Below are 24,773 nucleotides of genomic sequence, written 5' to 3'. Positions count from 1 at the left end.
GTAAAGAGTGGCGAGCGCACGTTAAACGACACTGGAAACTATAGTTCCGGAAGTCCGAGCGATGTATCGGACCGATCCCAACAGGTAAACTTGCAGGATGCAGCGCATAACCCTCACCGGCCGGGTCAACCTCGGACATCTCTTCTGGCTACGCAGTCTCGCCATCATTGGCCAGCTCGTGACGATCGCGTTCGTCCAGATCTTTGTCGGCGTGAAGCTGCCGTTGCCGGCAATGCTCCTCGTCATCGGTCTCGAAGTGGTCTTCAACGGCCTCACGTGGCTGCGCGTGTCGCGTCAGAAGCCCGAGTCGAGCCTCGAATTGTTCGGGCAGCTATGGGTCGATCTCGGCGCGCTGTCGGCGCTGCTGTTTCTCTCGGGCGGCACGACCAATCCGTTCGTCTCGCTGTATCTACCGTCGCTGGCGATTGCTGCCGCCGTGTTGCCATGGCATCTGATGGCATGGCTCGCGGCGTTCGCGGTCGCCTGTTATGCCGTGCTCGGCTTCGAATCGGTGCCGCTCAATCTCGACAATCCCGCGAACCTGTTCGACTACTACCGCGCCGGCATGTGGGTGAACTTCATGGTGAGCGTCGGCCTGATCGCGTGGTTCGTGGCGCGCATGTCGCGCGCGCTGCGTCAGCGCGATACCGCGCTCGGCGATGCGCAACAGCGTCTGCTGCGCGACGAGCGCGCCGTGGCGCTCGGCGTGCAGGCCGCGACGGTTGCGCACGAGATCGGCACGCCGCTTTCGACGATCGCGATGCTCACCGAGGAACTGCGCGATGCCGCGCGCACCGACGCCGGCCTCGAGCCCTACATCGCCGATCTCGACATCCTCGACCAGCAGATGGCCTTGTGCAAATCGGCGCTCGCGCGTCTGCGCAGCCGCGCGTCGACGCAAGGCAGCCGCCAGCGTGTCGACGAGTGGCTTGGCTCGTTCGCCGATCAGTGGCGGCTGCGCCATCCGCACGTCAAATTCGAGCGCCTGGTCGAGCCGCCCGCCGACGTCTCTATCGACGACACGGTTGCCGTCAGCCAGATTCTCACGATCCTGCTCGACAACGCCGCGCGCGCGAGCCGCGATCATGTGACGCTGGCCGCGAAGCTCGCTCCGCATGATTCGATCGAGTTCGAAGTCTGCGACGCGGGGCCGGGCGTGCCGGCGTCGTTGCGCAGCGTGCTCGGCGCGGCGCCCGTCGACAGCACGCAAGGCGGGCATGGCGTCGGGCTGTATCTGGCGTTTTCGGCGGCGGCGCGGCTCGGCGGATCGATCGAGCTCACCGATGTCAGTGAAATCAAGCCGCGCGGAACGCGCGCAGTGTTGCGGTTGCCTCTGGCCCGCGAGCAAACGGGCGCGGGCCGGCACGGCGCCGCGTCGTCCAATACGGAGAAACAAGCATGAGCGACAAGAATTTTCTGGTGATCGACGACGACGAAGTGTTCTCCGGCATCCTCGCACGCGGTTTGACGCGCCGGGGCTTCACGGTGTCCGAAGCGCACAATGCCGACGAAGCGATCCGCCTCGCGAATCAGCAGAAGTTCGGGCAGATCACGGTCGACCTGCATCTGGGCAACGACTCGGGTCTGAATCTCGTCGCGCCGCTGCGCGACCTGCAGCCCGACGCGAGAATGCTGGTGCTGACGGGCTACGCGAGCATCGCGACGGCGGTGCAGGCGGTGAAGGATGGCGCGGACAACTATCTGGCGAAGCCCGCGAACGTCGAGACGATTCTCTCCGCGCTGCAAACGGAAGCAAGCGTGCTGCAAGCCGAAGAGGCCATCGAGAAGCCGGTGCCGCTGTCGGTGGCGCGGCTCGAGTGGGAGCACATCCAGCGCGTGCTCGCGGAAAACGGCGGCAACATTTCGGCGACGGCGCGCGCGTTGAACATGCATCGACGCACGTTGCAGCGCAAGCTGGCGAAGCGGCCCGTCAAGCAATGATGCCTTCGCAGTTGCATCGAGCTCGATAGATAGCTGCTGCGCATGTGAAAACGGGCGACGCTCCTCGCGGAGCGCCGCCCGTTTCGCCTGGTTCTTCGCTCGCGTGCTTGCCGACGAGACGCGCGCGAATCAGAGCACGTAGCGCGACAGATCCTCGTCTTGCGCGACGTCGTTCAGCGCGCGATCGACATACGTCGCGTCGATCACGACGCTCTTGCCCGCGTGGTTGCCCGCCGAGAACGACACATCTTCGAGCAGCTTCTCGATCACCGTATAGAGACGGCGCGCACCGATGTTTTCCGTCTTCTCGTTCACCGAGTAGGCGATTTCCGCGAGACGGCGGATGCCGTCGTCGGCGAATTCGAGGTGCACGTCTTCCGTCTCGAGCAACGCCTGGTATTGCTTGACGAGGCTTGCATCGGTGGCGACGAGAATAGATTCGAAGTCCTTCACCGACAGCGAATCGAGTTCAACGCGAATCGGGAAGCGGCCTTGCAGTTCGGGGATCAGGTCGCTCGGCTTCGCGAGATGGAACGCGCCGCTCGCGATGAACAGGATGTGATCGGTCTTCACCATCCCATACTTCGTGCTGATCGTCGTGCCTTCGACGAGCGGCAGCAGATCGCGCTGCACGCCCTGACGCGAGACTTCGCCGCCGCCTGCTTCGCTGCGCGACGCGATCTTGTCGATTTCATCGAGGAACACGATGCCGTTCTGCTCGACGTTCTGCACGGCCCTCGCCTTGACCTCTTCGTCGTTCAGCATCTTCGCGGCTTCTTCGTCGGTGAGGAGCTTCAGCGCTTCTTTCACCTTCACCTTGCGGCGCGTCTTCTTGCCGCCGCCGAGATTCGCGAACATCGAACGGATCTGCTCGGTCATGTCTTCCATGCCCGGCGGTCCCATGATGTCCATCGCCGGTTGTGGCATCTCGATATCGAGCTCGAGCTCCTTGTCATCGAGCTGCCCTTCGCGCAGGCGCTTGCGGAACGTCTGACGCGTCGTGTTCGATTCGTCGCCGCTCGCTTCGTGGCCCGAGCCGAAGCCGACCGTGCGTGCGCCCGGCAGCAGGATATCGAGGATGCGGTCTTCGGCGAGGTCTTCGGCCTTCGTGCGGACCTTGCGCATTTCGGTCTCGCGCGTCTGCTTGACAGCGATTTCCATCAGGTCTCGCACGATGCTGTCGACGTCGCGGCCGACATAACCGACCTCCGTGAACTTGGTCGCTTCGATCTTGATGAACGGCGCGTCCGCGAGCTTCGCGAGACGCCGCGCGATTTCCGTCTTGCCGACGCCCGTCGGCCCGATCATCAGAATGTTCTTCGGCGTGATTTCCTGGCGCAGTGGCTCGGCGACCTGCTGGCGGCGCCAGCGGTTGCGCAGCGCCACCGCGACGGCTTTCTTCGCGCGATGCTGGCCGATGATGTGCTTGTCGAGTTCCGAGACGATCTCGGCGGGAGTCATGGTGCTCATCGTGTGTCCTTACTCGATCGTCTCGATGACGCGGTTGTGGTTCGTGTAGATACACATGTCGCCGGCAATCACCAGCGCCTTTTCGACGATGTCGCGCGGCGAAAGATCCGTATTGTCCGCGAGCGCCCTCGCTGCGGCCTGCGCGTACGCGCCGCCCGAGCCGATCGCGCAGATGCCGCCCTCGGGATCGAGCACGTCGCCGTTGCCGGTGATGACTAGCGTTGTGGTCGCGTCGGCCGTGATCAGCATCGCTTCGAGACGGCGCAGCATCCGGTCGGTGCGCCAGTCTTTCGCCAGCTCGACGGCTGCGCGCGTGAGATTGCCCTGATGCTTTTCGAGCTTCGCTTCGAAGCGGTCGAGCAGCGAGAAGGCGTCGGCCGTGCCGCCCGCGAAGCCGACCAGCACCTTGCCGTTGTAGATGCGCCGGACTTTCTTCGCGCCGCCTTTCATGACGATGTTGCCCAGCGTGACCTGGCCGTCGCCGCCGAGCGCGACCTTGTCGCCGCGACGCACGGAAACGATCGTCGTGCCGTGAAATTGCTCCATATGCGTTCCTTTTGCAAAACCGCAATTAATTGCGTGGGGCCGAAGCAAGCGCCAAAGCACCGACTTCGGCCGACAGAGAGGACGCGGAGGCGCCGATGCGCCACCACGGAATCCGGGAGCGGACGCCGCGCGATGCCAGGTGCCGCGCGCGCGTGCAACGCATGTCCGATTTATTTTAGGGCGGGCGCTGCCATATCAAGAGCGGAAGTCTCGACAGCTTGAGAAAAGCAGAAAAAGAGCCCGGCCGATTCAGCGGTAAAAGGTGCTGGCGTCGCTTGGCATCACGGTCGATGCGATGCGCATTTACCGATTGCCGCATGAATGGCGAGTCGATATGGGCGCAGACATCGTGAAAGATCGGCTTTACAAAAGAAAAGAGGCGCACGGTCACCGTGCGCCTCTCACGAAGCGTCTATGGGGCGCGGACCCCGAAAACCGCGCCGTCGGGCGATCAGTCGCCGAACAGCTTCTGGCGCAATTCGCGGCGTTCCTGCGCTTCGAGCGACAGGGTCGCCGTCGGCCGCGCAAGCAGGCGCGGAATCCCGATCGGCTCGCCCGTTTCCTCGCACCAGCCGTATTCGCCCGATTCGATGCGCGCAAGCGACTGCTGAACCTTCTTCAGCAGCTTGCGCTCGCGGTCGCGCGTGCGCAGTTCCAGCGCATGCTCTTCCTCGATCGTCGCGCGGTCGGCCGGGTCCGGCACGATCACGGTTTCGCGCAGATTTTCGGTGGTCTGGCCGGCGTTGCGGAGGATTTCCGCCTGCAGCTGTTCGAGCCGGTTCTTGAAGAAAGCGAGCTGATCCTCATTCATGTAATCCTTGTCGCTCATCTTCAGGATTTCGGCTTCGGTCAAGAGTCGTTTCGTCGTCATCTGGCTTGCTTCTTCAATGTGAGGCAAATCATTGCCCGCACTTTCGTGTTGCCCGCAAAGGCGCCTCGATGACGCTCGATTGAGCGCCGGCGAACACGGACGGTGGGCTGTCGTGACGCCGAAGCGCCGTTGCGGGGCCGAACTCCTCTGGAAACCGATTCTTCAAATGCTCCTGAGGCAATGCTTCCCGGCAGCGCGTTATGAGCCGGAGTGTGCCGGCCGGCTATCGGCGATATCCCCGGATGAGATTTTCCGGCGCCGTTTTCAGGCCCGGCACGGCTGCGACGCGGCTACGCGTTTTAGACCGGGCAAAATCGTTCTCTTTCTCCAGTGGGGCCGTATTGTAACTGAATCACAATACGAAACCGCAAGCGGGGGAAATCCCTGCCGCAAACTCCACTTATCGTGAAAATATAACGCGCTGTTCACTAAAAAGCGATGGTCGTACACGTATTCTCACAACAGGGTTTTCACGTGCTTTGACCGGGAACCGGCTGTTTAATTGCCGTGCCTGCACGTTTGAATCGATTTTCGTGCGCCAGCGGCGAGGAAATGGCGGTTGGGGCAGACCTAAAACGCCTGCCCCGCGCAAGAGAACGATAAGACCGGCTTAGACGAGGCAGGCTTCGAGCCCGTCGGTGATCAGATCTTGCGGCAACTCGATGCCGATGAACACCATCTTGTTCGTCTTCTTCTCAATGGGCTGCCACTTGGCCGCGAGATCGCTGCCCATCATCTGATGCACGCCCTGGAACACGACCTTGCGATCGACGCCCTTCATGTAAAGGACGCCCTTGTAGCGCAGCAGACGCTCGCCATAAATCTGCAGAATGCCGCCGAGGAAGTCTTCGAGCTTGTTCGGATCGAACGGGCGATCGCTGCGGAAAACGAACGACTTGATCTTGTCGTCGTGATGCGCGTGATGGTGGTGATGCCCGTGATCGTGACCTTCGTGATTGCAGTGGTCATGATCGTGATCGCAGTTCGCGTGATCATGATCGTGGTCGTGGTCGTGATCATGCGCGTGGCCGTGCTCGTCCTCCGCGAGGAAGTCCGGGTCGATTTCCAGCTTCGCGTTCAGGTTGAAGCCGCGCAGATCGAAGACTTCCTTGATGTCCGCTTCGCCGAAGTTCACCACGCGAATCTGCGCCTTCGGATTCATGTGCAGCAGGCGGTGACGCAGATCGCCGAGCGTCGCGTCGTCGACGAGATCGGCCTTCGTCAAGAACAGGCGGTCCGCGAAGCCGACCTGGCGCTGCACGACTTCGTGCTCGTCGAGCTGCTGATCGCCGTGCTTCGCATCGACGAGCGTGATGATCGCGTCGAGCAGGAATTCGTCGGCGATCTGGTTATCCATGAAGAACGTCTGCGCGACGGGGCCCGGATTGGCGAGGCCCGTCGTCTCGATCACGACGCGGTCGAAATCGAGCTTGCCTTCCTGCTTCTGCGCGGCGAGGTCGCCGAGCACGCGCGACAGGTCGCCGCGAATCGTGCAGCAGATGCAGCCGTTGCTCATCTGGATGATCTGCTCGCCCGTGTCCTGAACGAGGATGTCGTTGTCGATGTTCTCTTCGCCGAACTCGTTCTCGATCACGGCGATCTTCATGCCGTGCTTCTCGTTCAGGATGCGCTTGAGCAGCGTGGTTTTGCCGCTGCCGAGGAAGCCGGTCAGGATAGTGACTGGGATCATGTTGTTCGCCATGTGAAGTCGCCTTGTGTTCGTCAATCTGGAGTGCGGACCGCGCACGGCCCGAACCGCAGGAATTCAGCGGAATATTGAAGCATAACTGCCGGGGCGCCGCTGCCGGGCCGTTAAAGCCCCGTCGCTGCCAGGGAAATAAACGCCTAACTATGGGCGATCAGGCGGTTTGCAACAATAGGCCTTTCAGATATTCGCCTTCGGGGAACGCCGTCAGCAGCGGATGATCGACGCCCGCGCCCAGCCGCTTGAGGATGCGCGCATCGACGCGCGCATCGGCGGCCGCGCCCGCGACGATCTTCTGGAACAGTTCAGCATCGATCGCGCCCGAGCACGAATACGTGAACAGCAGCCCGCCCGGCCGCAGCAGCTTGAGCCCTGTCAGGTTGATGTCCTTGTATGCACGCGCGGCGCGGTCCACGTGCTCGCGCGACGGCGCGAACTTCGGCGGATCGAGCACGACGAGGTCGAAACGCTCGCCGTCGTCGTACAGGCGGCGCAGCGTCTTGAACGCGTCTGCGTCGAGCCATGTGGCGCGCTGCGCGTCAAAGCCGTTGGCCGCCACGTTCTGCTTCGCGACTGCCAGCGCTTCGCCCGACGAGTCGATCGACACGACGCGCTTCGCGCCGCCCTTGAGCGCCGCGAGCGAAAAGCCGCCCGTGTAGCAGAAGCAGTTCAGCACGTCGCGATCGTTCGACAGATCCTGCACCAGTGCGCGGTTGTCGCGTTGATCGACGTAGAAGCCCGTCTTGTGGCCGTTGCGCACGTCGACGTGATAGCGCACGCCGTTCTCGCTGACGATCATCGTTTCGGGTGGCGCGTCGCCGGCGAGCACGCCCGTCGTCTGGTCGAGCCCTTCCTTTTGGCGGATCGACACGTCGGAGCGCTCATAGACGTTCGGGCATCCCGTCGCGCCCGTCAGCGCCTGCACGATCGCATCCTTCCACGCTTCGACGCCCGCCGCCATGAACTGGCAGACGATCTGGCCGCGCTTGCCCGCATCCGCCAACGCGACCGGGTTCGTTGCGTCATCTGCGATGTAGTAATCGACGATCAGCCCCGGCAGGCCGTCCGCCTCGCCGAAGATCAACCGCACCGCGCCCGTGCCGCGCACCATCGCCTGACGATGCGCAAGCGCGCGCTGCACGCGGCGCTTGAAGAACGCGTGATCAACGGGTTCGTTTTCGTCGAAGCTCCAAACGCGCGCGCGGATCTGCGAATGCGGGCTCCACGCGGCGCGCGCGAGGAAGCGGCCGTCGTGCGCGCGCACCAGCACGGTCGCGCCGGGGGCGGGCTTGCCGTCGACGCGATCGATCGCATTCGCGTAGACCCACGGATGGCGGCGCAGGAGCGATTTCTCTTTCGACGGTTTCAGCGTAACGGTATTCATGACTTCGTGAGAATTTCAGCGGAACAATGTGCCGCGCGAAGCGGCAAAGCGGATATGACTGGTTGCCGGCAAAGCGCCAGCCGCGTCAGTCGCGTTTTTTTGCGCGCGGATGCGCCTGGTCGTAGATTCGCGCGAGGTGCTGGAAATCGAGCCCCGTGTACACCTGGGTAGCGGCAATGCTCGCGTGACCGAGCAGTTCCTGCACGGCGCGCAGATCGCCGCTCGATTGCAGCACGTGCGTCGCGAACGAATGGCGCAGCACGTGCGGATGGACGTTCGCCGGAATGCCCGCTGTGAGCGCCGCGCGCTTCACGCGTTCGCGCACGACGTTCGGCGACATCCGGTTGCCGCGCGCCGACAGAAACAGCGGATGCGGATCGTGCTTCACCAGCTCGCCGCGCACGGCAAGCCACGCGCGCAGCGCATCGAGCGCCTTGCTGCCGACAGGCACCGAGCGCCGCCGGTTGCCCTTGCCGAGCACTTCGACTTCCGCATCGTTGAGCTTGAGCCAGCCCGCCGAGCGGTAGCCGTCGGCATCCACGAAATGCACGTCGAGGCCGACCAGTTCCGAGAGCCGCAAGCCCGACGAGTAGAACAGCTCGAGCATCGCGTGATCGCGCAGCCCTTCGGCCGTGGCCGTCGCGGGGGATTCCATCAGCGTGTGCGCGTCGTCGACGGACAACGCTTTCGGCAGCGTTTTCGCGCGCTTCGGCGCGCGCACGGTGGCGACGGGGTTCGCGGGTAAATCGATCCTTCCCGCGAGCCAGCGATAGAACGCGCGCCACGCCGACAGCCGATGTCCGATCGAGCGCGCCGACAGGCCGCCTGAATGCGCGCGTGCGACGGCGCCGCGGATGTCGGTGGCCGTGAGGCTTTCGAACGGCCGTCCGTTGGCGAGCTTCTTCAGTTCGTCGAGTTCGTGCGTGTAGGCGCGCAGCGTGTGCGCCGACAACCGCCGCTCGTGCTCGAGGCTCGACAGATAGATGGCGATCGGATCGGCGGATGTCACGTGGCGAGCGCTTAACGCGGCAGCAGACGGCTCAGCGCCGCGCTGGCGAGCGCGCCGATCTGCGTGAGGAAGTCGGTGGCCATGCCGTCGTGGAAGCGGCGCGAATCGGGCGAGCCCATCACCAGCAGGCCGAACGCAGCGGCTTCGTCTTTGGCCTCGGGATCGCGCAGCGCAATGAGCGCGATCGATTTCGTGCCGTTGGCGGGCGGCGTGCCTTCGGCCGTCGTCGCGGCGTCGCTGGAAACCGTCGACACGGCGGACGTCAGCCATTGCGCGGCCTCGAACCCCGTGTTCGCTCCGCAGTAAGGCGTGGCGAGGCTGTTCGCGAAGATCCGCACTTCCTCGCCTACGTGACGCGTGAAGTCCGCCTGCGAATACGGCTCGGACACGTCCCACACGCGCAGCGCGGCCTGCGGCACATCGAATACGTCGCGCAGCCCGTTGGCGATCGTGCGCGGCAGCGCGCCCGGATCGCGCTCGGCCATCACGCGCGTCGTCCAGCGGCCGAACTTCGACGCGATGCTGTCGTTCTCGTGCCCATAGCGCAGCAACTCGGCGAGACGCCGTTCGAGATGCTTGTTCTTCTCGCGCAGCATGTCCATCTGACGCTCTTGCAGCGACACGGCGGCCTTGCCATGCGGATTCGCGAGCCGCACGGACGCGAGCAGTTCCGCGTGTTCGGCGAAGAATTCGGGGTTGGCTAGCAGATAGTCGGCGACTTCGCGATCGTTCATGATTTCGGCTTTGGGTTGCGCGCTTGCGTGCTGTCTTGCTGCTGGGCTGCTGCCGTCTATAGGCCGCGCAGCGGTAAGAGATTCGATCAGATTCAATCGGCTATTTCGATTTCGCCTTCGAACACCGTCGCCGCGGGGCCCGCCATCATCAGCGGCGACGTGGGTTCGCCGCTCCACGTGATCGTGAGCATTCCGCCGTGCGTGTGCACTTTCACGGGCGCGTCGAGCAGCCCGCGACGGATGCCCGCTGCAACGGCCGCGCACGCGCCCGTGCCGCATGCGAGCGTTTCGCCCGCGCCGCGTTCGTAGACGCGCAGCCTGATCTCGTTGCGGCTCACGATCTGCATGAAGCCTGCGTTGACCCGTTCCGGAAAGCGCGGGTGATGTTCGATCACGGGACCGTCGACGAGCACAGGAAACGCCTCGACGTCGTCCACCACCTGCACCGCGTGCGGATTGCCCATCGACACGACCGACACCCAGCGCGTCGCGCCGTTGACGTCGAGCGGATAGAGCGAGTCGTTGCCTTCGTGGCGCGCGTCGAGGCCGCTTGCGTCGAACGGCACTTGAGCCGGCTCGAACACAGGCGCGCCCATGTCGACGACGACTTCGCCGTTGTCCTGCATGGTCAGCGTGATGACGCCCTTTTGCACCTGCACGCGGACGCTGCGCTTGTCGGTGAGGCGTGTGTCGCGCACGAACTTCACGAAGCAGCGCGCGCCGTTGCCGCAGTGCTCGACCTCGCCGCCGTCGCAATTGAAGATGCGATATCTGAAATCGACGCCTTCGACGGTCGGCTTCTCGACGACGAGCAACTGGTCCGCGCCGACGCCGAAGTGCCGGTTCGCGAGCGCGCGCACCTGCGCTTGCGTCAGCGAGAGCGGCTGCGTGTAGCCGTCGAGCACGACGAAGTCGTTGCCCGCGCCATGCATCTTGGTGAATTTCAGTTTCATGCCGATATTGTAAGTGACTGGCCGTCCGTCTCGCCCGCTGCGTGCAGACGCGTTCAGTAAAAGCTCGGATCGCCCGGCGGACGCGTCTTGAAGCGCTTGTGCACCCAGTAATATTGCTCGGGCATGTCGGGAATGTGCTCTTCGAGGAATTCGTTCATGCGGCGCGCGTCAGTGTCGTCATCGCCCGTCGGATAGTTGTCCCACGGCTTGAACACCTTCAGCCGATAGCCCTTGTAGTTCGGCAGCACTTCGCCGATGAACGGCACCACCTGCGCGCGCCCGACTTTCGCCAGCCGGCCGACGGCCGTCAGCGTGCACGTCGGCACGCCGAAGAACGGCACGAACGTCGAATTGCGCATCCCGTAGTCCATGTCCGCGCCGAGCATCACGGGCTTGCGCTCGCGCAGCCAGCGCAGCACGATGCGCGCGCTGTCCGCGCGGCTCGCCATTTCGGCGTCGAACCGGGCGCGTTGCGCTTTCGCGACTTCATCCAGTTGCTGGTTCGACATCGGCTGATACAGCGAACCGCATGTGCGCTTCAGCGAATAGTTCAGAAAAATCGAGCCAGCCTCGATACCGACGAAATGGAAGCCGAGAAGCAGCGTTGGCGGCAGATTGGGATCGGTGAGATCGATTTCGCTGTCGAGCTGAATCAGTTTCTCGAGCTTCTTTGCCGAACCGAACCATTGCACGCTGCGCTCCAGGTAGCTGCGGATCGCATGCCGGAAGTGCTTTTGCGCGACTTCCTCGCGGCGCTCGTCGCTCCACTCGGGAAAGCACAGTTTGAGGTTGATATGGACGATGCGCCGGCGGCGGCTCGGAATCTGGTAGAGCAGCCAGCCGAGGCCGTCGCCGAGGCGCGCGACGAAGCCATAGGGCAGCAGGGCGAACAGCTTGAGAAGGCCAATTGCGAACGTGACGCCCAGGCGGCTCAGCATGCGGCGGCTCCCGTGTGCGCGCGAGACCGCGCTGGGCAAGGAAAAACGGCGAAAGAGTCGATGAACCGCACGCGCAAACACTCTGTGACAAATGAAAGAAGTCGCTATAATAAGGGCTTCGCCGAGTTAATAGACAACTTGCGGGGCGAAGCCGGCGGGCGGTGATCCTTCAGATCGTCGTCCGGTGGTACAGAAATCCGCTAAAGCGTCGCCGCTTCAGGCTCGAGGCAGGCTACGTGAAACTCAACCGTAACCAAAAAAGGAGCCTGCAACGTGGCTAACGATTACCTCTTTACCTCCGAATCCGTTTCCGAAGGTCATCCGGACAAGGTCGCGGACCAGATCTCGGACGCCATTCTCGACGCGATCCTCGCGCAGGACAAATACTCGCGTGTCGCAGCGGAAACGCTGTGCAACACGGGTCTCGTCGTCCTCGCCGGCGAAATCACCACGACGGCCAACGTCGACTACATCCAGGTCGCGCGCGAAACCATCAAGCGCATCGGCTACGACAACACCGACTACGGCATCGACTATCGCGGCTGCGCGGTGCTCGTCGCGTACGACAAGCAATCGCCGGATATCGCGCAAGGCGTCGACCGCGCGCACGACAACAACCTCGATCAGGGCGCGGGCGACCAGGGCCTGATGTTCGGCTACGCATGTGACGAAACGCCCGAGCTGATGCCGCTGCCGATTCACCTGTCGCACCGTCTCGTCGAGCGCCAGGCCAATCTGCGCCGCGATGGCCGTCTGCCGTGGCTGCGTCCGGACGCGAAGTCGCAAGTCACCGTCCGCTATGTCGACGGCAAGCCGCATTCGATCGACACCGTCGTTCTGTCGACGCAGCACGCGCCGGAAATCGAGCTGTCGACGCTGCGCGAAGCCGTGATCGAAGAGATCATCAAGCCGACGATGCCCGCCGACCTGATCAAGGGCGACATCAAGTTCCTCGTGAACCCGACCGGCCGGTTCGTGATCGGCGGCCCGCAGGGCGACTGCGGCCTGACGGGCCGCAAGATCATCGTCGATACGTACGGCGGCGCGGCTCCGCACGGCGGCGGCGCGTTCTCGGGCAAGGACCCGTCGAAGGTCGACCGCTCGGCTGCGTACGCTGGTCGCTATGTCGCGAAGAACATCGTCGCGGCGGGCCTCGCATCGCGCGCGCTGATCCAGGTGTCGTACGCGATCGGCGTTGCTCAGCCGACGTCGGTGATGGTCAACACGTTCGGTACGGGCCGCGTGTCGGATGCGACGATCACGCGTCTCGTCCAGGAACACTTCGACCTGCGTCCGAAGGGCATCATCCAGATGCTCGACCTGCTGCGCCCGATCTACGAAAAGACGGCTGCGTATGGCCACTTTGGCCGTGAAGAGCCGGAATTCTCGTGGGAAGCCGCCGACAAGGCGCTCGTGCTGGCCGAGGCCGCTGGCACGGAGCCGGTTGCGGCGCTCGCCTGAGCCGGTTCAGCGAATGACTCGCGCGGCTAAAAGCCGCGCGGTTCGATCAGGTCCCAGGACCGGAGCAGAAAACGCCCTGCATGCGCTGTGAAGCGCATGCAGGGCGTTGTCCTTTGTGTCTTTGGTGCGCGCTTTTTGCGCGTAACACGCCTGGCGTAGGGAAAGCCGGGCAACGCTCGTGTCGGCGTCGGGCATCAGGCGCGATCGCGCGCAAACGCGATCATCAAACGACGCAAACCTGCCGACGCAATCCCAGCGACTCAATCCCGCCGACGCAATCCCGAGAGAGCCGACCTCAGTGCGCGAACGCGAACCAGCCTTCGCTCGTCGCCGATACGCGGCGTGGACGGCGGCTCGTGCCATGCGGTGAACTCGCGGGCTTGGCGGCGCCTGCCAGCCCGACCTGCTTCGCGGCGCGCGGCGAAACGCCGAGCATGCGCACGGACGACGGGTTGCGCAGCAGCGTGCGCAGCGACAAGCGGCGCGAGGCGTCCTGCATGCGCAATGCGCTGAAGAAGGAGCGAAACCACACGCGCACGCTATCGACGGGCCTCGCGTCGCGCAGTTGTGCAGCGAGCGCGCGCGTGCGTGCGGAATGATGACGAAGCGCACGTACCACGTGGCGGCGTGCGGGACGCGCGGCGTTGAACGCGCGGGTGAGTCGAGTGCTCAATGGACTGTGCATGGCATTAGGATCAGGCGGCGTGACGCGCGACGAAGAGTGCTGCGAAAACAGCACCATTTATGCCAACGGTTGGGACGCAATAGCCTGAGGAAAGGCGGTATGTGGCGGCAGCGGCGGCGAATGGCCGTGCCGACGGCGATGAGGCGTGTGGTGCAATCGACATGCGTGCAAGGCTACACGTGATTGATGACCGTCGAAAGTCCGGCGTGCTCAGGGTTTTTACGAGGATGAAGTCCGCCTGATTGCGCCCTTTGCGCTCGACGAACGTGCACGGCTGCCCATGCCGCGTGCAATGCCGCCCGTTCGCATCGCATGCCGGACACGCGGCGGCGCACAGTACGATCGTGCCCGTTTTACAATGACTACCGGGTTTTCGAAGAACACTAGTTGAGCGGAACGTCCATGTCAGTCCATTCGAAGAAAGAACAGATTCAGGTGCTGCGGGAACAGGGTTTTGTCGTGGTGCCGGATCTCATTGCGCCCGAGCGGTGCGAAGAGATGAAACGGATCGTGCGCGAGCAGTTGCATGAAGCTGCCGCGCCCATCGAATTCGAAGCAGACCTGCGCTATCCGGGCGCGCCCGAGTCGAAGCACGCGCCGGGTGGCCACACGGTGCGGCGGCTGCTCGATGCGTACGCGCGTCATCCGCGCTTTGCCGAATGGGCGACGGCGCCCGAAATCCGCGGCTGGATGGAGCTGTATTTCGGCGAGGAGCCGCGCCTGTCGCGCGCGCATCACAACTGCATGATGACCAAGCATCCCGCGTATGGCAGCCTCACGGGCTGGCATCGCGACGTGCGGTACTGGTCGTTCGAACGGGACGATCTGGTGTCGGTGTGGCTCGCGCTCGGCGACGAGACCGTCGACAACGGCGCGCTATGGTTCGTGCCGGGCTCGCACACAGCGGCCTTCACGTCGGAGCGCTTCGACGAAGCGAAATTTTTCCGCTCCGATCTGCCGGAGAATCAGTTGCTGATCCAGAAGGCGGTGTCGCCCGCGCTGAAGGCGGGGGATGTGGTGTTCTTCCACTGCAACACGCTGCATTCGGCGGGCAAGAATCTCTCCGATCAGGTGAAGTTCTCGCTGGTCTTCACCTATCACGGCGCGAGCAACGTGCCGCTGCCGGGCTCGCGCTCCGCGTCGAAGCCCGAAGTGGCGTTCTGAGGCGGGCCGTCGAGAGCGGACCGCGCCTGATCAGCGTCTGATCAGCGCTTCGACGACGCGAGCCCGATCAATCCCGCGATCGTCGCGACGATCCCGCCTGCAATCAGAAAGATGGTCTTGTTGGTCGGCGCGCCCGTGAACACGCGCGACACGTCGTTGCTGAACGAATGAAACGACTGGCCGCCGAAGTACAGCAGCACGACGCCGCCGACGATCAATGCGAGCGAAATCGCTTTGGTCATGAACGATCCTCTTCGATGAATGAAAGTGGGCCGAAGTCTATGTGACCGACACCGCCGAGTCTAGGCTCCGTCTCGCAATATGAGCAACTGCAGCATGCGCGGCGATTGGCTAACATAACGTGCTGGGCCGTTGCCGCGTGATTGCACGCCGTGTACCGTGCGCGTCGGGTTTCTGGAACCGTCGCTTGATACCGGTATCAAAAACGTAGTGTCGGCGCCCGATAGTGAACGGCACGCGGGAAACCCGACGCCACCAGGAACACCCTTCATCACGCGATGCGCAGCCGCGCATCGCGGACTTCACTCCTGTTCTCGACAAGGACTCCATCAATGGCTTACGAAGCAGCTTCAGCACGCTATTCGGACATGCAGTACCGCGTTTGCGGCAAGTCAGGTCTCAAACTGCCGGCGCTGTCGCTTGGCCTGTGGCACAACTTCGGCGACACCACGCCGATCTCGACGCAACGCGAAATCCTGCGCACGTCGTTCGATCTCGGCATCACGCACTTCGATCTCGCGAACAACTACGGCCCGCCGTACGGCAGCGCGGAAGCGAACTTCGGCCGCATCTTCAAGGACGACTTCAAGCCGTACCGCGATGAACTGCTGATCTCGTCGAAGGCGGGCTGGGACATGTGGCCCGGTCCGTACGGCCAGGGCGGCGGCTCGCGCAAGTACATCCTCGCGAGTCTCGATCAAAGCCTGCAACGCATGGGTCTCGACTACGTCGACATCTTCTATTCGCACCGCTTCGACATCGACACGCCGCTCGAAGAAACGGCGGGCGCGCTGGCAAGCGCGGTGCAGCAGGGCAAGGCGCTGTATATCGGCATCTCGTCGTACTCGGCGCAAAAGACGCGCGAAATGGCGAAGCTGCTCGCCGAATACAAGGTGCCGCTGCTGATCCATCAGCCGTCGTACAACATGCTGAACCGCTGGATCGAAAAGGATCTGCTCGGTGCGCTCGAAGAAACCGGCTCGGGCGCCATCGCGTTCACGCCGCTCGCGCAAGGTCTGTTGACGAGCAAGTACCTGAACGGCGTGCCCGTGGATGCGCGCGTCAACAAGGCGGGCGGCGGCTCGCTGAAGCAGGAGCACCTCGGCGCGCAGAACATCGAGCGCGTACGCAAGCTCAACGACATCGCTCAGCGTCGCGGTCAGAGCCTCGCGCAGATGGCGCTCGCGTGGACGCTGCGCGATCCGCGCGTGACATCGGCGCTGATCGGCGCGAGCAAGGCCGAGCAGGTGCGCGAGAACGTCGCGGCGCTGAAGAACCTGTCGTTCACGGCGGAAGAACTCGCGGAAATCGACCGCCATGCGACGGAAGGCGGCGTGAATCTGTGGGAAAAGCCGTCGACGGACCAGCACATCTGATCCACGTTCTTGCACAGGATCACTGGGCAAACTAGCCCGGCGCAAAATGGAAAAGCCGCCTGTGAAGGCGGCTTTTTATCGAACATCGGAAGACGGCGACTCGCCGCTCGTCATGGATGCAGAGCGGGCAGTTCGCTAGACGAGTGCGGGGAGACCTTCGACCAGCACGACTGCAAACACGACTCCGAGCAGCGCGCCTAACACGCGCAATGTGTTGTGCCTGAACTCGGTTTTGCAGGGCAGAGCGCCGAGAAAGAGAGCCCCGGCCAATGCCATCGGGATGACCAGAATGAAATCACCGATCGTGAAATAGTGCATGCTCGTCTCCTATGTCGACGGGAGTTGGCGCTTCAGCGCCTACTCCCGTCCCATGCACGGCGGTCGACCAGAGTTGGCGCTTCAGTACTTACTCCCGTCCCATGCAAGATAGTTGCATTTGTACTCGTCGGACGCGCGGCGTCGGGATCGATCGACTGCATGCGGCGCGCCTGCAACGAGTATAGGCGACGGTGCCGAGGCAATGTGTGGGATGCGGCTCATGCGCGCTTCTGTCCCCAGCGCGGCAAACCAAAGCGGTGCAAGGCTCGGCGTGCCGTGCCCGCTGTCCGTGCATTCCTTCGCGTTGCGGGACTTTCTCTTACACAGGCCTTTCTGAATATGCGTTTTGCCTGTCGAACCAGCGGCGCGGGCTGCTTTTATGGTCGATTGCGCCCGTCGCGTCCACGGATTGGCTGACGCGCGCCCGTCACGCCGCACCGATGCGTTCGCGTGCGCGCAGGCGAGCCGAGGCGACGAGGCCGATCAGCAGCAGTCCGCCGACGAGGGCGGCGATGCCCGTCCACGCGTACGCGGTCCACACGCGCCCGCCATACGATCCGACGATGCTCGACCCGAGGTAGTAGGCGAGCAGATACAGCGCGGCCGCCTGGCCCTTGGCTTCCTTCGCGATCCGCCCGACCCAGCCGCTTGCGACCGCATGTCCGGCGAAGAAACCGAACGTCACGCAGGCGATGCCGCACGCGATCAGCGTGAGCGATTGGGTCGTGGTCAGCAGCAGGCCGCACAGCATGACGACGATGCTGCCGGTCAGCACGCGTCCGCGTCCGAAGCTGTCCGCCATGCGACCCGACCACGGCGACGCGACGACGCCCGTCAGATACACGACGAAGATGCCGCCGATCGCCGTCTGGCTCAGATGGAAAGGCGCCGCGAGCAGCCGGTAGCCGATGTAGTTGTAGAGCGTGACGAAGCTGCCCATCAGCACGAACGCCATCAGGAACAGCAGCGGCAGGCCGGGACGCCGGAGATGCTTCAGCAGCGCCGCGCGATGATGCGAAAAGCCGAGGCCGCGGCGCGGCACGAAATGGCGCGACGGCGGCAGCAGCGAACGGAACGCGAGCATCGACAGGATGCCGAGCACGCCGATCGTGCCGATCGCGACGCGCCATGAGAACAGATCGGCGACGACGCCCGTGATCACGCGCCCGGCCATTCCGCCGATCGCCGTGCCGCCGACATAGAGGCCCATCGCGAGACCCAGGCCGTCGGGGTGCGCCTCCTCCGCGAGATAGGCCATCGCGACGGCGGGCACGCCGCCGAGCGCGAGCCCTTCGAGCGTGCGCAACAGCAGCAGCGCATGCCATTGCGGCGTGAAGGCGACAGCGAGCGTCAGCAGCGAAGACGCGGTGAGCGAAGCCGTCATCAGCCGGTGACGGCTCCATCCTTCCGATACGAATCCGGCGACGAAGATCGCGAGCGCGAGCGCCGCCGTCGTCAGCGACAGTGAAAGACTGCTCTGCGCGGGGCTGACATCGAACGATGTCGAGAACGCGGGCAGAAGCGGCTGCACGCAGTAGAGGAGCGAGAAAGTTGCGTAACCGGCGAACAGCAGCGCGAGACTCGCGCGCCAGTACGCGCGCGTGCCGCGTTCGAGATACGGCACACCGTTGGCAGAGGACGTGGATGAAGCGGAAGAGGATGAAGCAGCGGCCCGGCACGGGTCCGACGATGCGGTCACAACAAAACTCCCGGAACGATGACAAACGACGCGTAGAACGCGCTGGAACGCGTGCAAAGGCTCAACGATACGCTGGTTGAGTGGTCGGCGTCGTCGAGTCGGGCAGTCTGGTTTCCGTCTGGATGTGCGTCAGCTGGGCGACACGTTTTGAGTGTCCGGCTCGTTCGCGGGCTGGCGGGCGGTATCGGGATGTGTGAGCTGCTCGTCGGTGGGCAGCGCCGACGCGTCCCAGCCGCCGCCGAGCGCCTTCACCAGCGCGACGCTCGCGGCTATCCGGCGGCGCGCGATCGAGACGGCATCGCGCTCGTTGGTGAGCGCTGTCGTCTGCGCGACGACGACATCGAGGTACGTGATCGCGCCGTTCTTGTAGCGGTTCGTGACGATCGCGAGCGACCGCTCCGCCGCCGCGACGGCGTCGTTCTGCGCTTGCGCTTCCTGTTCGAGCACGCGCAGCGCGGCGATGTTGTCCTCGACCTGGCCGAACGCCGTGAGCACCGTCTGACGATACTGCGCGACGCCTTCGTCGTAGTTCGCCTGCGCCCGCGCCTTTTGCGCGGCGCGCGCGCCGAAGTCGAGCAGCGTGCCCGCGAGCGTCGGCCCGAGCGACCAGAAGCGGCTCGGCGCAAGCAGCCACTGGCTGAAGTTGGTCGCTTCCAGACCGCCCGTCACCGACAGGATCAGATTCGGAAAGTACGCCGCCGTCGCCACGCCGATCTGCGCATTCAGATCGACGACATGCCGTTCGGCGGCGGCGATGTCGGGCCGCCGCTCGAGCAGCGCCGACGGCAAGCCGACGGGCGCGATCACGGGCACGGCGACGAGCGGCGCGACGGGCAGCGAGAACGTCGACGGCGTCTGGCCGATCAGGATCGCGATCGCGTGTTCGAGCTGCGAGCGCTGCACGCCGAGATCGATCGATTGGGCCTGCGTCGTGCGCAATTGCGTCTGCGCCTGGGCGACGTCGGCATCCGTGGCGATGCCGCCTTTGTAGCGGTTCTGCGTGAGCTCGACGGCTTCCTTGTACGCGGAGATCGTGTCGTCGAGCAGTTGCCGCTCGCGGTCGATGCCGCGCAATTCGAAGTAGTCGGTGGCGAGCTCGGCCTGCATCGACAGCAGCGCGCTTTGCGCATCGGCGGCGCTGGCCTGCGCGCTCGCCTTCGCGCCTTCGACGCTGCGCGACACGCGGCCCCACAGATCGGGCTCCCATGTCGCGTCCGCGCCGACGACCCAGTCGTCGAGCGTCTTGCCCGCCGACGACTTGAACTTCACGTTCTCCGACGAGCGCGAGCGTGAATAGCCGCCGCTTGCGGTGACGACGGGGAAGAATTGCGAGCGGAACTGCGCGACCTGCGCGCGAGCCGCGCGAAAGCGCGCCTGCGCGGCCTGCACATTCTGGTTCGCGCTCGCGACCTGCTGTTCGAGCGCGTTCACCGCGGGATCGTCGTAGACCTCCCACCAGGCGCTGCGGATCTGCGTATCGGCGGGCTGCGCGTTCTTCCAGCCGCTGCCTTCGAGTTCCTTGTACGTGGCGGCCGTCACCGTGGCGGGCCGCTCGTAGTCGGGACCCATCGTGCACGCGGCGACGAGACCGGCGCACGCAAGCACGAGAACCGTTGAACGAAGACGGATGTGCCGCGTGTTCATTCTTGCGCCTTCGCGGTCTGCTCGTCCGCGCCCGAACTGCCGGCCGCAGCGGAAGCACCGGAAGCGCCTGATGCGCCAGCCGCGCCACTCGCCTTCGGATGCACGATGCGCACCGACGCGCCATCGACGATCGAATCCTGCGGATTCAGGATCACCAGTTCGTCGCCCTTCAGACCCGACGCGACGGCGACGCGCGTGCCGTAATCGGTGCCGAGCGCGACCTTGACGAGCTTCACGTGCTGTTGCGCGTCGACGGTCGCGACTTTCACGCCGTCCGGGCGGAACAGAAACGCGTTGCCGGGCAGTGTGAACGGCGTGGCTTGCCCGCTCAGCGCGAAGTGAACCTGCGCATACGCGCCCGGCAGCAGATCGCCGCTGCTGTTATCGACGTCCACTTCGACGAGCATCGTGCGCTGTTGAGGATCGACGGCGCCCGACGCACGCGCGACCGTGCCGGGATAATGCTTCGACGGCGCTTCCGTCAGCGTCAGATACGCGGTCTGCCGCGCCTTCACCTCCTGCGCGTAGGCCTGCGGCACGTTCACGTAGACGCGCAGCTTGTCCGCCTGCGCGACATGGAACAGTTCCTTCGCAGGACCGCCCGCGCTGCCCGCGTCGATCAGCGCGCCGACGTCGACGTTGCGCGCCGTCACGATGCCGTCGAACGGCGCGAAGACCTTCTGGAACGACTGCGTCTTTTCGAGCCGCGCGACGTTGAAACGGGCGGCATCGAGCGAGCCTTTCTTCGCGAGCATGTCGCCGACCTTTTCGTCGGTTTCCTGCTTCGAGACGGAGTTGCTTTTCAGCATTTCCGTCCAGCGCTCCGCCGTGCTTTTCGCGAGCGCGTAATTCGCTTCGGCGTTCGCGAGATCGGCGCGCGCGGCCTTCAATTGATCGTCGACTTCGGGCGTGTCGATTTCCGCAAGCAGTTGACCCGCTTTTACGCGCGCGCCGATATCCGCGTACCACTTCTTCAGATAGCCGTTGGTGCGCGCGTAGATCGGCGTGTCGAGAAACGCCTGCACGTTGCCGGGCAGCACGAGGTCGAGCGCCGCCGTCGACTTCTGCGGCTTCACGACTTCGACGCTCAGTTGCGCGGCATGTTGCGCGTCGCGTTCGAGCGCGGCCTGCGCGTCGTGTCGCGACCAGATGCCCTGCGCCGCGAGCGCGATCACGACGATGGCCGCGCCTGCCGCGATCCAGCGTGAGCGTTTCGATGAGGCGCGCGGGCCTTCCCCGTGCGGCGCGGACTCATCAGGACGTTTCCCTTCCATCGGCACTCCAGATCCTGTGCTTGTGCATCGTTGTTATGGCTGCGGCCGCATCACTGCGGTCGGTGGATGACGTGCGCGGCCGCGCGTGCGCGCCGGTCCGACAGCCGTCGATAGATCATCGAAAACACCACGGGCACGAACACGAGCGTCGCGACCGTGCCGATGGCGAGGCCGCCGATCACCGCGCGTCCGAGCGGCGCGTTCTGCTCGCCGCCTTCGCCGAGGCCGATTGCCATCGGCACCATGCCGATCACCATCGCGAGCGCCGTCATCAGCACGGGGCGAAAGCGCGTGAAGCCCGCTTCGATTGCGGCGCGCGTCGCGTCGCCATGTTCGAGCAACTGCTCGCGCGCGAAGCTGACGACGAGAATCGAGTTGGCCGTCGCGATGCCGATACACATGATCGCGCCCGTCAACGAGGGAATCGACAGCGTGGTGTGCGTGAGGAACAGCATCCACACGATGCCCGCCATGGCGCCCGGCAAGCCCGTGACGATGATGAACGGATCGAGCCACGACTGGAAGTTCACGACGATCAGCAGATACACGAGCACGATCGCGAAGATCAGGCCCGCGAACAGGCCGGAGAACGAATCGTTCATCGTCTGCACCTGGCCGCGCAGTTCGATCGTCGAGCTCTTCGGCAATTGCGCCCTGGTGTCGGCGATCGCTTTCTTGATGTCGTCGGAAACCGCGCCGAGATCGCGGCCATCGGCGGTGCCGTAGATGTCGATCGTGGTCTGTGCGTTGTAGTGCGTGAGCACGGCGTTGCCCGACGTGCGCTGCATCGTCGAGAGCGCGCCGAGAATGTTCGTGTGGCCGTTCGCGTTCAGTGGAATGTTGGCGAGCGATTGCAGCGAATCCATCGTGTATTGCGGCGCTTCCGTGATCACGTTGTAGCTCACGCCGTTGCGCGGATTGAGCCAGAACGTCGGCGTCGTCTGCTGGCTGCCGGATAGCGTGATCAGCAGGTTGCTCGCGATGTCGCGTTGCGAGAAGCCCGCCTGTTGCGCGCGCGTGCGGTCGATGTCGACGAAGATGCGCGGCAGGTCCGAAGGCTGTTGAATGCGCGCGTCGGCGAGGCCGGGTATCGCGCGCAGCTTGTCGAGCAGCATCGCCGCGAACGCGCGATTGCCCTGCACGTCGCGCCCGACGATCTGAATGTCGATCGGCGACGGCATGCCGAAGTTCAACGTCTGACTGACGATGTCGGCGGGCAGGAAAGCGAACTGGACGCCGGGGAATTCGTCGGTGAGCGTGCGGCGCAGCTTGCGCACGTAGCCGGCCGTCGGATGATGGTCCGGGTTCAGGCTGATCAGCACGTCGGCATCCGACGTGCCGATCGTGCCCGTGTTGCTGTACGACAGGTTGATACCGGATACGGGCAAGCCGATGTTGTCGATGATCGAATGCAGCTCGCCGGGCGGAATGAGCTGGCGGATGCGCGCGTCGACGCGATCCGTGACCACGGCCGTTTCTTCGACGCGCATGCCCGTCTTCGCGCGCAGATGCAGCGCGATCGTGCCGGCATCGACGGAAGGGAAGAAGTCGCGTCCAAGGAACGGCATCAGCAGAAGCGACAGGCCGCAGCACAACAGAAAGACCGTCACGAAGATACCGGGCCGCGCGATGCGCGCAACGAGAAAGTCGCGATAGCGCTCGCGCACGTTCGCGAAGCCGCGCTCGAACGCGAGGTGAATGCGCATGAACGGATTGCGCGTGTTCGTATGATGGAAGTCGGCGGGCCGGTGGTGATAGCGCAGCAGATACTTCGCGAGCGTCGGCACGAGCGTCCGCGAAAAGAAGTACGACGCGAGCATCGCGAACACGACGGCTTCGGCGAGCGGGATGAACAGATAGTGCGCGACGCCCGTCAGCAGGAACATCGGCACGAACACGATGCAGATCGACAGCGTGGACACGAGCGTCGGAATCGCGATCTGATGCGCGCCGTCGAGAATCGCCTGTTCGAGGTTCTTGCCCTGTTCGAGCTGATGACTGATGTTCTCGATTGCAACGGTCGCGTCGTCGACGAGAATGCCGACAGCGAGCGCGAGCCCGCCGAGCGTCATGATGTTGATCGTCTCGCCGAGCGCGGAGAGCGCGATGATCGACGTGATCATCGACAGCGGAATCGACACGGCGATGATCAGCGTCGCACGCCAGTTGCCGAGGAACAGCAGGATCATCAGGCCCGTCAGGCACGCGGCGATCAGCGCCTCGCGCAGCACGCCCTGCACCGAAGCACGCACGAACAGCGACTGATCCGCGACGGGGTCGATGTTCAGCGACTCAGGCACAAGATTGTGCAGCGCCGGCATCATGTTCTTGATGCGATCGACGATTTCGAGCGTCGACGTGTTGCCGCTCTTGTTGATCGTCAGCAGCGACGCGCGCTGCCCGTTCACGCGCACGATATTCGTCTGCGGCTGATAACCGTCGCGCACATGCGCGACATCGCGGATATAGATCGTGCCGTTGGGCCCCGACTTGATCGGGATGTTGTTCAGGCCGGCGAGCGAATCCGGGCTCGAATTCATCTGCACCGAGTATTCGGTCGAGCCGATTTTCGCGGTGCCCGTCGGCACAATCAGGTTTTGCGCGGTGATCGAGTTCACGACGTCCATCGGCGACAGGTTGCGCTCCTGCAGCTTGCGCGAGTCGATGTCGACCATGATCTGCCGCTGCTTGCCACCATAAGGCAACGGCGCCGACGCGCCCGGGACCGTCGCGAGCTGCGTCTTCAGGAAGTTGTTACCGTAGTCGAACAGCTCTTGCTCGGTGAGCGATGGCGACGACAGCGAGAGCCGCAGAATCGGCACCGTCGATGCGTTGTAGCGCAGGATGAACGGCGGCGTGATGCCGGGCGGCAGTGAACGCAGTTGCGATTGCGACAGTGCGGTGACCTGGGCGAGCGCCTCGCTGATGTTCGCGTGCGGCTGGAAGAAGATCTTGACGACGGCGATGCCGTTCAGCGAAGTCGATTCGACATGCTCGATATCGTTCACCGCGACGGAGAGCCCGCGCTCGTAGTTCAACACGATGCGCCGTTCCATCTCGTCGGCGGGCAGGCCGTTATATGCCCAGATGACGGACAGCACCGGGATGTCGATGTTCGGGAAGATATCGGTAGGCGTGCGCAGGATCGTCAGCGGGCCGATGATCAGCAGCAACAGCGCGAGGACGACGAACGTATAGGGGCGCCGCAGCGCGAGACGAACGATCCACATGAAAAGGTGCGGTCCGGTGAGGGCGGGGAGCGGCTGCTTCTCGTGGCAGCGAGCGTTGCGCGGACTACTACGGCCCGGCCGGCCGTGCGCGACAGGAATATAACGCGTATCGTAGCTTACATCGACATTTT

The 24,773-nt window shown here is 64.1% G+C and carries 21 protein-coding genes; 5 read left to right on the top strand and 16 right to left on the bottom strand.

Features of this window, described 5'->3' with window-relative positions; translation table 11 throughout:
• Positions 1-97 precede the first annotated feature (97 nt).
• Together BN2476_RS00550 and BN2476_RS00545 are read left to right on the top strand one after the other, a co-directional pair.
• Entirely contained in the window at positions 98-1,402 is a 1,305-nt protein-coding gene (locus BN2476_RS00550; protein WP_087732214.1) for an ATP-binding protein, read from the top strand.
• Positions 1,399-1,941, top strand: coding sequence for a response regulator transcription factor (locus BN2476_RS00545; protein ID WP_087732213.1), 543 nt, complete (start codon positions 1,399-1,401; stop codon positions 1,939-1,941). The genes BN2476_RS00550 and BN2476_RS00545 overlap by 4 nt, the downstream gene beginning before the upstream one ends.
• A 129-nt stretch (positions 1,942-2,070) precedes the next feature.
• On the opposite strand, the gene hslU is transcribed toward BN2476_RS00545, so the two are convergent.
• The 9 genes from hslU to BN2476_RS00500 all read right to left on the bottom strand — a co-directional run bounded on the left by hslU (position 2,071) and on the right by BN2476_RS00500 (position 11,551).
• Positions 2,071-3,411 carry an ATP-dependent protease ATPase subunit HslU gene (gene hslU / locus BN2476_RS00540; RefSeq protein WP_087732212.1) on the bottom strand — a complete coding sequence of 447 codons (1,341 nt, stop codon included), beginning with the start codon at positions 3,409-3,411 and terminating at the stop codon, positions 2,071-2,073.
• A 9-nt stretch (positions 3,412-3,420) separates the two neighbouring features.
• Positions 3,421-3,957: an ATP-dependent protease subunit HslV gene (gene hslV / locus BN2476_RS00535; protein WP_087732211.1), complete on the bottom strand. Its 537-nt coding sequence runs from the start codon at positions 3,955-3,957 to the stop codon at positions 3,421-3,423.
• 451 nt (positions 3,958-4,408) lie between these two features.
• Complete coding sequence (gene dksA / locus BN2476_RS00530) at positions 4,409-4,828, bottom strand: RNA polymerase-binding protein DksA (RefSeq protein ID WP_085228454.1); 420 nt, start codon at positions 4,826-4,828, stop codon at positions 4,409-4,411.
• A 610-nt stretch (positions 4,829-5,438) separates the two neighbouring features.
• Positions 5,439-6,518, bottom strand: coding sequence for a CobW family GTP-binding protein (locus BN2476_RS00525; RefSeq protein WP_173819569.1), 1,080 nt, complete (start codon positions 6,516-6,518; stop codon positions 5,439-5,441).
• Positions 6,519-6,687: 169 nt separating this feature from the next.
• The gene (locus tag BN2476_RS00520) at positions 6,688-7,917 is read right to left on the bottom strand and encodes a class I SAM-dependent rRNA methyltransferase (RefSeq protein WP_087732209.1); all 1,230 of its coding nucleotides are present in this window, start codon (positions 7,915-7,917) and stop codon (positions 6,688-6,690) included.
• Between the two features lie 85 nt (positions 7,918-8,002).
• Positions 8,003-8,926, bottom strand: coding sequence for a tyrosine recombinase XerC (gene xerC / locus BN2476_RS00515; protein ID WP_087732208.1), 924 nt, complete (start codon positions 8,924-8,926; stop codon positions 8,003-8,005).
• Between the two features lie 11 nt (positions 8,927-8,937).
• Entirely contained in the window at positions 8,938-9,660 is a 723-nt protein-coding gene (locus BN2476_RS00510) for a DUF484 family protein (RefSeq protein ID WP_087732207.1), read from the bottom strand.
• Positions 9,661-9,752: 92 nt separating this feature from the next.
• The gene (dapF, locus tag BN2476_RS00505) at positions 9,753-10,613 is read right to left on the bottom strand and encodes a diaminopimelate epimerase (RefSeq protein WP_087732206.1); all 861 of its coding nucleotides are present in this window, start codon (positions 10,611-10,613) and stop codon (positions 9,753-9,755) included.
• A 53-nt stretch (positions 10,614-10,666) separates the two neighbouring features.
• On the bottom strand, positions 10,667-11,551 hold the full coding sequence (locus BN2476_RS00500; protein ID WP_087732205.1) for a lipid A biosynthesis lauroyl acyltransferase: 885 nt from the start codon (positions 11,549-11,551) through the stop codon (positions 10,667-10,669).
• Positions 11,552-11,824: 273 nt separating this feature from the next.
• On the opposite strand from BN2476_RS00500, the gene metK reads away from it, so the two are divergent.
• Positions 11,825-13,012, top strand: coding sequence for a methionine adenosyltransferase (gene metK / locus BN2476_RS00495; protein ID WP_087732204.1), 1,188 nt, complete (start codon positions 11,825-11,827; stop codon positions 13,010-13,012).
• Between the two features lie 295 nt (positions 13,013-13,307).
• Here metK and BN2476_RS00490 read toward each other — a convergent pair whose 3' ends face one another.
• Positions 13,308-13,697 carry a hypothetical protein gene (locus BN2476_RS00490; RefSeq protein WP_087732284.1) on the bottom strand — a complete coding sequence of 130 codons (390 nt, stop codon included), beginning with the start codon at positions 13,695-13,697 and terminating at the stop codon, positions 13,308-13,310.
• A 402-nt stretch (positions 13,698-14,099) separates the two neighbouring features.
• On the opposite strand from BN2476_RS00490, the gene BN2476_RS00485 reads away from it, so the two are divergent.
• Positions 14,100-14,861 carry a phytanoyl-CoA dioxygenase family protein gene (locus tag BN2476_RS00485; protein ID WP_087732203.1) on the top strand — a complete coding sequence of 254 codons (762 nt, stop codon included), beginning with the start codon at positions 14,100-14,102 and terminating at the stop codon, positions 14,859-14,861.
• A gap of 41 nt (positions 14,862-14,902) precedes the next feature.
• On the opposite strand, the gene BN2476_RS00480 is transcribed toward BN2476_RS00485, so the two are convergent.
• Positions 14,903-15,103, bottom strand: a complete 201-nt coding sequence (locus tag BN2476_RS00480) for a DUF3185 family protein (RefSeq protein WP_087732202.1) — start codon at positions 15,101-15,103, stop codon at positions 14,903-14,905.
• A gap of 330 nt (positions 15,104-15,433) precedes the next feature.
• Here BN2476_RS00480 and mgrA point away from each other — a divergent pair, with 330 nt between their 5' ends.
• Complete coding sequence (gene mgrA / locus BN2476_RS00475; RefSeq protein ID WP_087732201.1) at positions 15,434-16,477, top strand: L-glyceraldehyde 3-phosphate reductase; 1,044 nt, start codon at positions 15,434-15,436, stop codon at positions 16,475-16,477.
• A gap of 135 nt (positions 16,478-16,612) precedes the next feature.
• Here mgrA and BN2476_RS00470 read toward each other — a convergent pair whose 3' ends face one another.
• The 5 genes from BN2476_RS00470 to BN2476_RS00450 form a co-directional block, all read right to left on the bottom strand.
• Entirely contained in the window at positions 16,613-16,795 is a 183-nt protein-coding gene (locus BN2476_RS00470) for a hypothetical protein (RefSeq protein ID WP_007582094.1), read from the bottom strand.
• Between the two features lie 427 nt (positions 16,796-17,222).
• On the bottom strand, positions 17,223-18,494 hold the full coding sequence (locus BN2476_RS00465; RefSeq protein ID WP_087732200.1) for an MFS transporter: 1,272 nt from the start codon (positions 18,492-18,494) through the stop codon (positions 17,223-17,225).
• 129 nt (positions 18,495-18,623) lie between these two features.
• Positions 18,624-20,138, bottom strand: coding sequence for an efflux transporter outer membrane subunit (locus tag BN2476_RS00460; RefSeq protein ID WP_087732199.1), 1,515 nt, complete (start codon positions 20,136-20,138; stop codon positions 18,624-18,626).
• Positions 20,135-21,412 (bottom strand): efflux RND transporter periplasmic adaptor subunit, encoded by a 1,278-nt coding sequence (locus tag BN2476_RS00455; protein ID WP_087732198.1) that lies wholly within the window; start codon positions 21,410-21,412, stop codon positions 20,135-20,137. Before BN2476_RS00455 ends, BN2476_RS00460 begins: the two co-directional genes overlap by 4 nt.
• Before the next feature lie 50 nt (positions 21,413-21,462).
• Positions 21,463-24,642 (bottom strand): efflux RND transporter permease subunit, encoded by a 3,180-nt coding sequence (locus tag BN2476_RS00450; protein ID WP_087732197.1) that lies wholly within the window; start codon positions 24,640-24,642, stop codon positions 21,463-21,465.
• Between the last annotated feature and the right edge of the window lie 131 nt (positions 24,643-24,773).

The sequence above is a fragment of the Paraburkholderia piptadeniae genome (genome assembly GCF_900007165.1).
Classification (GTDB): Bacteria; Pseudomonadota; Gammaproteobacteria; order Burkholderiales; family Burkholderiaceae; genus Paraburkholderia; species Paraburkholderia piptadeniae.
Note: the sequence above shows the minus strand (reverse complement) of the source record. Positions and strands in the feature narration are given on the sequence as shown.